The sequence below is a fragment of the Myxococcales bacterium genome, assembly GCA_012517325.1.
Classification (GTDB): Bacteria; Lernaellota; Lernaellaia; order Lernaellales; family Lernaellaceae; genus JAAYVF01.
The window spans coordinates 1-12,187 of record JAAYVF010000042.1 but is presented as its reverse complement, the minus strand read 5'-3'; the positions used below and the strand labels follow the sequence as shown (position 1 = coordinate 12,187).

Annotated in this window: 11 protein-coding genes; 5 read left to right on the top strand and 6 right to left on the bottom strand. The window is 63.3% G+C overall.

Annotation, left to right across the window (positions count from 1 at the left end):
- From GX444_07910 to GX444_07895, 4 genes are all read right to left on the bottom strand, one after another.
- Positions 1-579, bottom strand: a 579-nt coding sequence (locus tag GX444_07910) for a hypothetical protein (GenBank protein ID NLH48515.1), incomplete at its 3' end; no start/stop codon positions are given.
- Between the two features lie 175 nt (positions 580-754).
- The gene (locus tag GX444_07905) at positions 755-1,483 is read right to left on the bottom strand and encodes a hypothetical protein (protein NLH48514.1); all 729 of its coding nucleotides are present in this window, start codon (positions 1,481-1,483) and stop codon (positions 755-757) included.
- A gap of 51 nt (positions 1,484-1,534) precedes the next feature.
- A complete protein-coding gene (gene galK, locus GX444_07900; protein NLH48513.1) occupies positions 1,535-2,677 on the bottom strand; it encodes a galactokinase in 1,143 nt (380 codons plus the stop codon).
- Positions 2,661-4,118 (bottom strand): GAF domain-containing protein, encoded by a 1,458-nt coding sequence (locus GX444_07895; protein ID NLH48512.1) that lies wholly within the window; start codon positions 4,116-4,118, stop codon positions 2,661-2,663. Before GX444_07895 ends, galK begins: the two co-directional genes overlap by 17 nt.
- A 382-nt stretch (positions 4,119-4,500) precedes the next feature.
- On the opposite strand from GX444_07895, the gene GX444_07890 reads away from it, so the two are divergent.
- From GX444_07890 to tatC, 5 genes are all read left to right on the top strand, one after another.
- On the top strand, positions 4,501-5,058 hold the full coding sequence (locus GX444_07890) for an isochorismatase family protein (GenBank protein NLH48511.1): 558 nt from the start codon (positions 4,501-4,503) through the stop codon (positions 5,056-5,058).
- 14 nt (positions 5,059-5,072) lie between these two features.
- Complete coding sequence (locus tag GX444_07885; GenBank protein ID NLH48510.1) at positions 5,073-5,843, top strand: hypothetical protein; 771 nt, start codon at positions 5,073-5,075, stop codon at positions 5,841-5,843.
- 87 nt (positions 5,844-5,930) lie between these two features.
- A complete protein-coding gene (locus GX444_07880; GenBank protein NLH48509.1) occupies positions 5,931-6,596 on the top strand; it encodes a DUF1566 domain-containing protein in 666 nt (221 codons plus the stop codon).
- Between the two features lie 9 nt (positions 6,597-6,605).
- Positions 6,606-7,286, top strand: coding sequence for a DNA alkylation repair protein (locus tag GX444_07875; protein NLH48508.1), 681 nt, complete (start codon positions 6,606-6,608; stop codon positions 7,284-7,286).
- 136 nt (positions 7,287-7,422) lie between these two features.
- Positions 7,423-8,172, top strand: coding sequence for a twin-arginine translocase subunit TatC (gene tatC, locus GX444_07870; GenBank protein ID NLH48507.1), 750 nt, complete (start codon positions 7,423-7,425; stop codon positions 8,170-8,172).
- On the opposite strand, the gene GX444_07865 is transcribed toward tatC, so the two are convergent.
- Both GX444_07865 and GX444_07860 read right to left on the bottom strand, forming a co-directional pair.
- On the bottom strand, positions 8,169-10,091 hold the full coding sequence (locus GX444_07865; GenBank protein NLH48506.1) for a hypothetical protein: 1,923 nt from the start codon (positions 10,089-10,091) through the stop codon (positions 8,169-8,171). The two genes, tatC and GX444_07865, sit on opposite strands and share 4 nt — an antisense overlap.
- Before the next feature lie 2 nt (positions 10,092-10,093).
- Entirely contained in the window at positions 10,094-11,842 is a 1,749-nt protein-coding gene (locus GX444_07860) for an OmpA family protein (protein ID NLH48505.1), read from the bottom strand.
- Positions 11,843-12,187 lie beyond the last annotated feature (345 nt).

The window sequence follows — 12,187 nt, the reverse complement described above, 5'->3', positions numbered from 1 at the left end:
GTCATCGTCGATCGGCCCCGTGTCGTCGTCGCTGGGCGTGGTGTCATAGTCGATCGGCCCCGTGTCGTCGTCGCTGGGCGTGGTATCGTCGTCGATCGTGGTGTCGTCATCGGTTTTATTGTCGCCCGCGGCGGATTTGACCTTCGCCGGCAGCGTCAACACCTTCCCACCGCAGGCCTTGGCGCCCAACACGATCGGTTGGGAGCCATAAGACCCCCATTCGGCGCCGAACAGGTTGTATCGCATGGCGTTCGGTTTTGCGTCGCCGATGCCGAACCGGCCGACGTAGTGGCTGGCAAAGACAACATAGCATGACTCGTTGATGGTGCCGGGGGCCATGGCCGCGCGCGGCGGCTGGCCTTTATCGGAATTAATCAGAAAATGACGAAGCGCACCCATCCACCGCTGCCAAAACGGACGGCCCTCGAGGATGTCCGTGCCGGCTTGCGGTTCCACCGCCGCCATTTGCGTATCGGAATCGGTATCCTGCTCGGAAGTGGAAAAGAAGTAGCCCGTCATGAAAAGGGAAAGTAAGACCAGGCTACAAAATGCGGTGACTGCCAATAGGTGACTTCTCATTGCGCGCTCCTCCGTGATTCAATTCTGATGATCGTGCCAATCCAGTCTCGATTCGTCGCCAAAACGAGTATCCAGGCTCCTTGGCATATAACCTACCTTTCGACCGCTTGGATAAGGAGGGTAAGGAAAAATTCATTAAAAATATCAAATTTTCGGAAAAGGCGAGAACCTGCGCCTAGTTATCAATATCGGTGATGCCGCCGCCGAAGCGGACACCCAGTGAGACATATCCCGCAAGGTAGCTGATTTCCGGACCATCGCCGTCGAGATCACGCTGCCGGTCATCGATTTGCGACGTGATCTCCCACCCTTCATCGCTCAACGGCGCATACAGGCCGGCGGAAAGCGAGGCCGCCATCCCCAACCGACCGTTGGCGTTCTGATAGAGTTTCGGGGTCCATTCGATCGTCAAACCCGCTTTTCCCAACACGGAAGTCTTGGCCAGATCCAGGTTATCGGTCGCCGCCGGAAGTTCCACCGCGGGCAGCGACTGGACCGCGCCGTCCAACCGCAGCATCAGCAAGGCGCCGCCGATTCCCAGTTCCGGCCTGAGTCTCCAGGCCGGTTTGGCGATCAGGTCGTAACCGAAGAAAAAATCGGTGGAGGCGCCGGCCAGATGCGCATCGACCAGTCCGCCGGACCGGTAGGCCATGAACATGCCGCCTTCCCAGCCGACGTGAATCCGCTCGGCGAGCAGGGCCTGCAGATTGAAACCGACCAGCGGCAAAAACGAAGAAAAATCGTCGACGCGGGCGTCGTCCAGGTAATCGTTGAGCGGCGTCAGATCGAAATAGGCCAGTCCGGTTTCGGCGCCACCGTAGACGCCCCATTGCAGCAGGTCGCCGGCGGCCACCGGCGCGACTGACGACAGCGCGAGAGCCACGATCAGCAGGATTTTGCGCATCCGTCCTCCGATCCGCTCCGTCGAGTCCAGCGCCGCGCCGAGGAACCGCACTCAGATTGCGAATACCGCCGCCCCATCACCGGCCGCCACGACGTGAAACACGCCCGACCGTCCGGTTTTTTGTCGATAGGCCGCGGCCGCACCGGCAATGACATCCGCCGCCTTCTCCGGCGCGACCACGGCGATCGCGCTGCCGCCGAAACCGGCGCCGACCATGCGCGCACCGTAAGCGCCGGCGCCGCGAAAAGCCTCGCAAATGGCGTCGAGTTCCGGGCAGGACACCTCGAAATCGTCGCGCAGGCTGGCGTGGCCCTGGTCGACCAGTCGGCCGACGGTGGCCAGGTCGCCGGCCGCCAGCGCGGCGGCGAAGCCATGGACACGATCGTCCTCGGTCATCACGTGGCGGGCGCGGCGGACCAGTACGTCTTCCACCGAACCGGTTTTCGCGGCCAGCAATTCCGGGGTGACGTCGCGCAAGGCCCGGACGCCGAACGCCCTGGCCGCCGCCTCGCACTCGGCGCGCCGCTGGTTGTAGCGACCGTCGTTGAGCGAGCGTTTCACGGTGGTGTCGCCGACGATCACGGCCAGCTTTTGGCGATCCAGCGCCACCATCCGGCGCGACAGATCGCGGCAATCCAGCAACATCGCGCTGCCGGCCTGGCAAGCGGCGCTGGCCATCTGGTCGAGCAAACCGCACATCACGCCGGTCCGGTGTTCCGCCGCCTGGCAAAGCTTCGCCAGCGCGACCTTGTCGTCCCACGAGCGGCCGACGAGCGCCGAAACCAGCAGCGAAGTGACCACGCTGAAGGCCGCCGAACTCGACAGGCCCGCCTCGGGCGGCACGTCGCCGATGAACACCAATTCCAAGCCGGCCGGGCGCACCCCGACCGCCGCCAGTTCGTAAAGCACCGCCCGCAGGTACTGTCCCCAGCCCTTGCCGCGCGGTTCCTCGCCGAGCGGAAAGTCAACCGGTTCGTCCGGGAAGTTCGCACTGTGCGCCCGGACGCGGCCGTCGCTCGTCACCCTCCCGGCCAGGTAAACGCCGAATTGAATGGCCAGCGGCAGCACGAAACCGTCGTTGTAATCGGTATGCTCGCCGATCAGGTTGACGCGGCCGGGAGCGAAGGCCGCCTGGGCGGGAGCGGCGTTGAATTTTTCATGAAACAGCGCGGTCAGTTCAGGCGTCCGGGACATCCAGATTATCCTCCTTGAGAACCGCCAAAAACGCGGCGGTCACGTGCGGATCGAGTTGCGAGCCGGCGACGCGGCGCAGTTCCTTCACCGCCGACTGGTGGCCCAGCGCGTCGCGATAGGGTCGCTTGGAAATCATGGCGTCGTAGGTGTCGGCCACGGAGATGATGCGCGAACCGAGTGGTATTTCCGGACCGGCCAACCCGCTGGGATAACCCTGGCCGTCCCACCGTTCGTGGTGGTGCAGAATCAGCGGCACGGCCCGCGACAAATGCCGCACCGGGGCGATGATGTGGCTGCCCACTTCCGGGTGCGTGCGCAAGATGCGCCATTCGCTGTCGTCGAGCTTGCCCGGCTTGAGCAGAATGGCGTCGCGGATGCCGATCTTGCCGATGTCGTGCAGGATGGCGGCATTGCGGATGTCGTCGGTCTCGCGTTCGCTCAGGCCCATCTTCTGAGCGATGCGCACCGAATGCTCCAGCACCTTGTTGGAATGGCCGGAGAGCGAGGCGTCGCGCGCCTCCAGGGCGTTGGCCAGCGAGATGATCGTGTGCAGGTAACTGGTCTGCAGCGAGTTGTAGAGGTTGGCGTTCTGAATCGCCACCGCCGCCTGGGCCGCCAGCAGCGACAGGAATTGCACGTCGGATTCGAAAAACCGGTCGCGCCCCATGAAATTGGAAAGGTTGAGCACGCCGATGACCTTGCTTTTGACCTTGAGCGGCATGCTGATGGCGCTTTTGATATTGTCGTCGCGCAGGTGATCGATGAACCGCTCGTCCGGCTCGCCCTGGTTGATGATCACCGGTTCGCCGCTGGCCGCGGTGTAGCCCGCGATGCCGACGCCGATCTTCCCGCGGAATTCCTCGACCACCTTCGAGCTGAGGCCGACCGCGGCGCGAATCCGCATTTCCTGGCCGTCCACCAGCATGAGACTGACGCGGTCGCAGTTGGCTTCGTTCTGCGCCGTCCGGACGATCTGGTTCAGCAAGCCGTCCAGGTCGAGGTTGAGCAGAAACGTCTCGCTCAGGCGGGCCAGCGGGGTCAGCGTCGACGAACGGATCTTTTCGCGCAGGTTGAACGCGCGTTTGAGCGCGTGCGACAAGCCCGCCAGCAGCGGTTTTTCGGCAATGGGCTGGATCAGCGCTTCCGCCCAGCCGTCGCGCAAATGCTCGGCGATTTCCGCGAGCGCGGTGCCGGCCGGCAAGATCAGGATGCCCATCATCGCCGGATTCTGGCCGAGAATCTCCACTTCGGCGGTCTGGTCGCCGTCGGTGATTTCACGGTCGAACAGCACGAGGTCGTAACGGCCACGGGACAATTCCTTCCGACCGGCGGCGAGCGAGCCGGCCATGGTGACCAGATACCCGTGGCTGGAGAGTGCTCCGACCAGTTCCGCGGTCAGGGATGCTTGAGCGCTGATGATGAGGATGCGTGCGTCGTTCATCGCTTATTTTCTCCCAGGACCCGCCCTCGTCCCGCTCCGGGCAAGGAGCAACCACCTACCGACGCCAGACAACCGGCCGCTGGTCCAAGAATGAAAAATCTCTGTTGTCGCGCATTCCGGAAAGACCCTCACGGAGCGAGCCAACGCCTCGCGCTCCGCGTCGCCGGGCGATCCGTTGCCCCCACAAATCCTTGTTTAACCGACCGTTTCGGTTACCGGCCACGATAAACGTAAAGGCCTTTGTTTACAAGGTCTTTTTTGTCATTCAATGATAACTATCCGGCCCTTTCGCGCCGCTTTTTTCGGCCGCCCGATTGACCGCCGCCCCCCGCGATGGCTACCATAAACCAGTTCGTCCAATTCGACTTTTCGAGGTGCGATCATGGAACTGGAAGGTTTGCTGCCGCGCGGGACGACCGCCCTGGTGGTCGTCGACATTCAGGAAAAGCTGTTCCCCCATGTGCAACAAGGGGAAAAAATCCTGGCCAACAGCCTGAAGGTGATCGAGTTCTGCAAACGGCTGGAAATTCCCATCCTGGTCACCGAGCAATATCCCAAGGGCCTGGGCGCCTCGCTGCCCGTGGTGAAGGAAGCGCTGGGCGATGAATACCGCCCGATCCCGAAAACCGCTTTTTCCTGTTTCGGCGAGCCCGAATTCGTGACCGCGCTGGAAGAACTGGACGTGGAAACGCTCGTGCTGATCGGCATCGAAACGCACGTTTGCGTCCTGCAAACGGCGCTGGTCGGCATGGCCGGCGATTACGACATCATGGTGTTGGCCGACTGCGTCTCATCGCGCGACACGCTCAATCACGAGTTGGGACTGCGCCGCCTGGGCGACGAAGGCGCGTTGATCGGCAGCAGCGAAATGTTTTTCTACGAAATGCTCGTGGCAGCCAAAACCGACGACCACAAGGCCGTTTTCGACTTGCTGAAGTAGATCGGATGACACCCGTGCGACATGTTCAAGCGATCTTTTTGACGATTTGTCTGGCCCTCGGCCTGCTCGTGGCCGCGGCCGGTTGCCAAAACAAAAAAGCCCCCGCGCCGGAACAGGGCCTCCCCGATTTGACGCCGCAACCGCGCGAGGAACTGGTCGCCGCGCTGCAAAAGCAGATCGCCAAGGCCGAGCGCACCGACGCCGGCAACCCGGAAATGCTCGAAAAAAGCAAGGCTTCGTATTTCGGCTGCCTCGAAAAAAATAAAAACGACGACTGCCGCTTCCTGCTGTGCAGCCCCTACCCGCTGTACGCCGGCGACGAATATTTTCAGCAGGGTAACCTCGACGACGCCTTCGTTTTCTACACCGCCTCCTACGACCTGATGAAGGAGGAAATCGCGGCCAACGTCGCCAAGCGCAACCAGCGCGAGGCCGAGCTCAAGGAACTGACCGACCAGGGCAAGGCGACCGACCGCGACCGCCGCCGATACTTCCTCCGGCGCGCCATTCTTTCCCACAGCCTGTACCGCGACTACGCCGAGGTGGCGCGCATCCTCGAACGCTACGCCCTGATTTTCGACCAACAGAACAAAACCGAGGAAGCGAAAAACGCCCGGACCACCGCCGAGGCCTTTATCAGCACCTCCGCCGACGAGTATGCCGAGTACTTCGCCGCGCGCCGCGCGATCATCCCGCTGCTCGGCCTGGAAGTCACTCCGGACGATCCGGATTTCGCCGCCTTGATCAAGGACCTCGACAGCGTCTTGGAAGTCCGCCACTTTTAACCCGGACCATCTTTTCGTCGCATACGGTATCTTTACTGAATGTATTTTAATATACTATAATTATATCAATATGGTCAGGAGGGCAGGATGAAAGCTTCTTCTTGGTGGCTGTTGGTCCTGATGCTGGCTCTGGTAATCGCGGTATCCGGTTGCCATAAAAATGACGATGGTAAAAACGACGATGACGACGCTAGCAATAACAATGACGACGATGTTGATGACGACGACAACGACAACGACAACGACAACGACAATGACAATAACGACGACAACGACTCGGTTGACGACGACGACACCTGGCCCGGCAGCGAAGCGCACGGAAAAACCTGGACCGATCCAGCTTCGGGTCTAATGTGGCAGGTAGGATATGGCAGCCCTTGGCCTTGGAATGAAGTCATCCCCTACTGCGAGAACTTGACCCTTGGCGGCCATGACGATTGGCGACTACCGACGATTTCCGAACTGCGGACCTTGGTTCGCGGATGCGCATCGATCGCGACCGGGGGATCCTGCGGTGTAACCGATTCCTGCCTTGAGCTTGCCTGTCAGGACGATTCTTGCTCCGCCTGCGACGGTACGACGGGCCCGCATAACGGTTGTTTCGGTCCCGCTGAATTAAAATGTCCTTGTTGTTGGTTCTGGTCTTCGTCCCGCTTGGCGGACAATCCAAAAAAAGGCTGGATTCTCGACTTCGGTTGGGGAGTGATCGAACCCACCAACAATGGCGATTATGGCACGCGTTGCGTCCGATAGGATTCCGGCATGAATTACCGCGAGGTTTTGCGGGAATTGCGCCGGCTGGGCAATCCCGCCGACGCCGCCGGGATGGGCCGCTTCGGCATCAACACCGAAACCGCCCTGGGCATCCGCATTCCCGAGTTGCGCCGGCTGGCGAAAAGCCTGGGGAAAAACCATTCGCTGGCAGAGGAATTATGGCGATCCGGCCTGCACGAAGCGCGGATTCTGGCGGGGATGATCGACGACCCGCGGCAGGTCACCGGCGCCCAGATGGAGCAGTGGGCCGCCGCCTTCAATTCGTGGGATCTGTGCGACCAGGTCTGCCTGAATCTTTTCGATCGCACGCCCGACGCCTGGAACAAGGCGCTCGAATGGTCGGAACGGGACGAGGAATTCGTCAAACGCGCCGGGTTCGCCCTGATGGCCTGCCTGGCCTGGCACGACAAAAAAGCGACCGACGAGCGATTTGCGCCGTTTTTCCCGGCCATTGCCCGAGCGGCCGACGACCCGCGCAATTTCGTGAAAAAGGCCGTCAACTGGGCGCTGCGCCAGATCGGCAAACGCAATGCCTCGCTCTGCCGCCAGGCCATCGCCACCGGCCGTGAAATCGCCAAACAACCGAGCCGCTCCGCCCAGTGGATCGCCCGCGACGCCCTGCAGGAACTGGAACGCACCCGGGATCGACAGGATTACAAAATGGCGTGAGCGATCCGCCGATTGCGCCCTTCCGTCGAACCGACTCGCTTCTCCATTTTTCCTTTTCCATTGATCCGTTTGGGCTTGCCTCCCCCTGGCATCTGGCTTTTACTTACCGGTACTTGAAATCCGGGGAGAAGCCGACTTGTCCGACAATGCCTCGCCGCTCGCCAACTGGCTGCCCGTCGTCACCGCGCTGCGGCGTAAGCTGCTGCACAGCGCGATCGCCGTCAGCATCGGGGCCGGCATCGGCATTTATTTTTCCGAGGATCTGCTGGCGATTCTCAAGGTGCCCTTTCTCGGCGTGATGGGGCCCCACAGCCGATTGTATTTCACCGCGCCCTCCGAAAGTTTCGCCACCTACATGATCATCGGCATCCTCGCCGGGGTGATCATGGCCGCGCCCTATCTGTTCCTGCAACTCTGGTGGGTGATCGCGCCGATCCTGTACCGCACGCGGCAGCGCCTTTTTTTGTTTTACGCGATGCTCACCGCGGTGACCTTCGTCGCCGGTTCGCTCTTCGGCTATTTCGGCGTGTTGCCGGCGGCGATCGACTTTCTGGTCAAGCGGTTCGAGATGAAAACCACCTTCGAGGCCTACCTGAAGGTCAGCGACTTCACCGAGTTCTCGCTCAAGCTGCTGGTGGCTTTCGGACTGGCTTTCGAGATGCCGGTGGTGATGCTGATTCTGGGCCGCCTGGGCCTGATCGGCGCCGGCACGCTGTGGCGCGGGTTCCGTTACGCGGTGGTGCTGGTGTTTCTGGCCGCGGCGGTGCTGACGCCGCCCGATCTGCTGACGCAGATCCTGCTGGGCCTGCCGCTTTGCCTGCTCTACCTGTCGGGAGTGCTGCTGGTCTGGATCTTCGGCAAACGCCGCCGGGAAGAAACCGCCTAGCCCGAGCAGCCGCCGCCCCCGTAAATGCCGACGTCCTCGTCATCCGAGGAGCCCCACGGCCCATGGCCGCCGCCGTCGTCGTCGCCGCCGTTGTCGTCGTCGGCCGCGTCGTCATCGGCGGTGTCGTCATCGTCGCCGGGGAAGGCATCGACCACGACGGTCACCTCGTCGGGGTCGCCGGTAAAAACGCAGTCGGCGACGGTCAACGAGAAGCGGTAGGTGCCGGCCGCGGTGGGCACCACGACGGGCGTCGCCGTGTCGCCGTCGAACAGTGCAGCGTCGGCCGGGCCGGCGACCTGTTGCCAAACGTAAGTCAGGGTTGCGCCTTCCGGGTCGGCGCTGCCGCGGCCGTCGAGCACCACGGGCAGGTTCACCAGGCTTTCGCGATCCGGCCCCGCGTCGGCGACCGGCGGCTGATTGACCGCCTCGCTGACGATCGCGTACACGGCGCCGGCCTCGGCTCGCGTCGGCGCGGTCAGGTCGGCGGCGCGCGCCCCGATGATCAGGTCCGGCACGCCGTCGTCGTCCAGGTCGCCCAGCGCCAGGGCAAAGCCGGTCTCGTCACCCGTCCGGGCGCCGATGATCTCGTGCAGCGGCTCGTCGCCGCCGGCCAGGTCGATGTCTTCCTGCAGCGGATAATCGCGGCGCCCGGCGATGGCGTAAGCGTGGCTGAAGCCCAGCGCCTCGAAGCGCGGCGCGCCGATCAGCAGATCGGCCAGGCAGTCGCCGGAAACGTCGGCCATCGCCAGCGCGAAGCCGAAGCGGTCCTGCGACTGGCCGCCGTGAATGGTCAGGTCGGCGGTCGCCAGATCGACGGTGGGCGACCAAGTGAAGCGGCCGTAGACCACGTAGACCTCGCCGGCCGCCGATTTGGTCGGCAGGTTGGGCGCGGCCATCGCCAGGTCGGCCAGGCCGTCGCCGTCGAGATCGCCGATGGTCAGCGCGGCGCCGAGATTGCCGCTCTGATCCGGCGGATCGAGGCGCACGTCCGGCGCGACCGCGGACAGGTTGATGCGCAGGGTGTCGTTCAGTTCGCGGCCCCAGATGACGTACACGGTGCCCGGCGATCCTTCCTTCGAACCCGGCAGCGGCGGCGCGATGCCCGGCGCGCCCAGCACCAGATCGGCCGGCCCGTCGCCGTTGATGTCGCCCAGCGCCAATCCCTGGCCCAGGCGGTTGCCGGCGGCCTCGCCGACGATTTCCACGTCGGCCTCGACGCTCTCGGGCCGCAGGTCGATCACTCCCGACAGGCTGCCGCCGAGGAAGCCGAACACCTTGCCGGCGGCGGGCGCGCCCACATCGTGGTATCCCGGCGCGGCGGCGAACAAATCGGCGACGCCGTCGTCGTCGAAGTCGGCGATCGCCAACTGGGCGCCGAACTGGCCGTCGGCCGCCTCGCCCCAGATCGTCACGTCGGCGCCGGTGGTCGTCGACAACGTCGCCGGCCACGTGGCGCGGCCGAAAAACACGAAGACCACGCCCAACACCGATTCGCCGCTCGGACCGTCGGCGCGCGGCGCGCCGATCACCAGATCGTCGATCCCGTCGTGATTCAGATCGCCGGCCGCGACCTGGTAGCCGGCGTTGTATTCGGTTTCGCCGACGATCGCGACATCGGCCGCGTCGGTGGCCAGGTCAAGCTGCCGGCCGACCAGCGCCCCGGCGCTCGAAAGCAGCACGTACACCGCGCCCAGCCGCGACCCGACGCCGCTGCCGGTTCCCGGCGCCCCGGCGATCAGGTCGAGCCGGCCGTCGCCGTCCAGGTCGCCGACCGCCAGGCTGTAGCCCAGGTTGGCGCTTTCCTCGGAACCGCCCAGGCAGATTTGCGAAACGCCGGCGTCGGACAAGTCGTAGGTCGCCGCGAAACCGACGGCCGCGACGAGCAGAACCACCCAGCAAGCGGCGACGAACGCGCGCATGGTCATTCCTCCTCGATGATGAATTCGACCCGGCGGTTGCGCTCGCGGCCTTCCTCGGTTTCGTTCGAGGCGATCGGCCGCGATTCGCCGAAGGCCATGGCCTTGAGCATGCTCGGCGCCAGACCCTGCTTGATCAGGTAGGCGCGCACCGACTCGGACCGCCGCTCCGAGAGCTTGAGGTTGTATTCGTCGGAACCTTCATCGCTGCAGTGGCCTTCGATCACGACCAGATGCGGATGCAGCTCTTTGATCTGCCGCGCCACGTCCCGCAGCACGGGCAGGCTTTCGGGCCGCAAATCCGCGCTGTCGAGGTCGAAGAAAATCTTGCCGGATTTTTCGATCTTCCGCCGCAAATGCACGGTCACCGTGGTCGTCGTGCCCTTTTCCGCCTCGGCCGTGGTCATCACCGATTCGTAACCTTGCGATTCAGCGGTGAAGGTGAGTGGCCCCGCTTCCACTTCGAGGCTGAATTCGCCGCTCGGGTTGTCCGCGACGTTTTCATCCTTCGTGCCGGGTCGGAAAATGAGGCGCCCGGGCAGGCGGTGGCCCTGGTCGCGGTCGAGCACGATGATGTTCAGGCGGGTCGCCACCGGATACAGCACCACGGTCACGGTGGAGGTCTGACCCGCGTAGACCGTCACCTCGGTCAGGCCCGAATCGAAATCGGGCCGCGAGACGCGCACCTGGTAATTGCCGGGCATCAGGCTCGACAGCGCGAAGGTGCCGTTGACGGTGTTGCCCAGGCGCAATTCCGCGCCCTCGATGCCGACCTCGGCTTCCAACGGCTTGCCGAACCGGTCCTGCACCACGACGCGCAAATTGCCGGTGCTCGGCGTCGGGATCGCCTGCGGCTCCGGCGCGTAATCGACGCCCCCGAAGAGCCGGAAATCGGGGCTGCCGACGCCGCTGGTCAGGCCCGGCCCGCCGCCGGCGACCACCCGCAGGCCCTGGCCGAGCTTATAACGGCCGACCAGATCCAATTCCAACGGGTTGCCCGCGAAGTCGCGGTTGTTCGTCGACTCGTACATCTCGCCGTGCATTTCCAGGCTTAAATTGAGCCGCGGGTCGATGTCGCGCGACAGGCCCGCCGCGAGCGGATACGCGTTGCGCACCGTGGTGCCCAAAACGCCCGAGCCGCCGCGATAATGCCAGCCGCCGTTGAGCGCCATCCGCAGCCAAGCCAGATTGATTTCGTAGGTCGCCGTGAAGCCGCCGGTGATCCGGCCCTCGCCCAGCAGGCGCGAGGCGTCGCCGGTGGGGAAAGTCACGAAGGGCGTGACGGCCACGCCGAACGGCCAGTTGCCTTCCTCGATGATCCGCACCTTGGCCAGGACGCGGATATCGCCCATCGAAGTGCGATTCTGCCGCGAGGAAACGCCGTCGGCGTCGCCCAGGTCGTTGAACGAACGGCCGCGATTGAACCAATGCAGCGGCACCTGGACGCCGGCGTTGACCATTTCGTGAAAGGAAAACGCGCCCGTCACGTCGGTGGTCAGCAAACTGTCGAGGACACCGGTCGTGCGGTCGTTATCGGTCCGCACCTCCACCGGGGCATTGGCATAATCGATCAGCGCGCCCAGCGCCCAGCGGAATTGGGGCAGGGTTTGGGCGTCCTCGAAGGTCAGGTAACGGCCGGCGAACGGCGTCGGATCGAAAAAATGCGCGTTGAATCCCTCGGCCGCCCGGGCGACCCAGGGAAACACGAGCAGCAGCGCCGTCAGAATGCCCGCCAACCGGCGTAGGCGCATCATGCCATACCTCCACAAACCATCGGTTTGCCCCGATGGAGCCACATCTTTTAACGACATTTCCAGGTTAGCGGACCGAAGATCAAAGTCAAGACAATATCTTGAGATTTTTTTCGCGAAAACCACTATATGCGGTAGAAATCGCCCTAAAAGGAGGCAAAAGCGAATACTGAAAAAAGAGCCGTTTCTTCTTTTCTGCTTCATTTCATGTTTATACTTAGGCAATATGTCCCCTTAACTGTGCAGCAAAAATGTCCCCTTGGTTACGTAGAGTTCGGAGCCGAGGCCTGATAGACCCACGTCCAGTTGGTTGTTCCCTTTCGATTTTCCGTTTTGCATCGGGCTTTG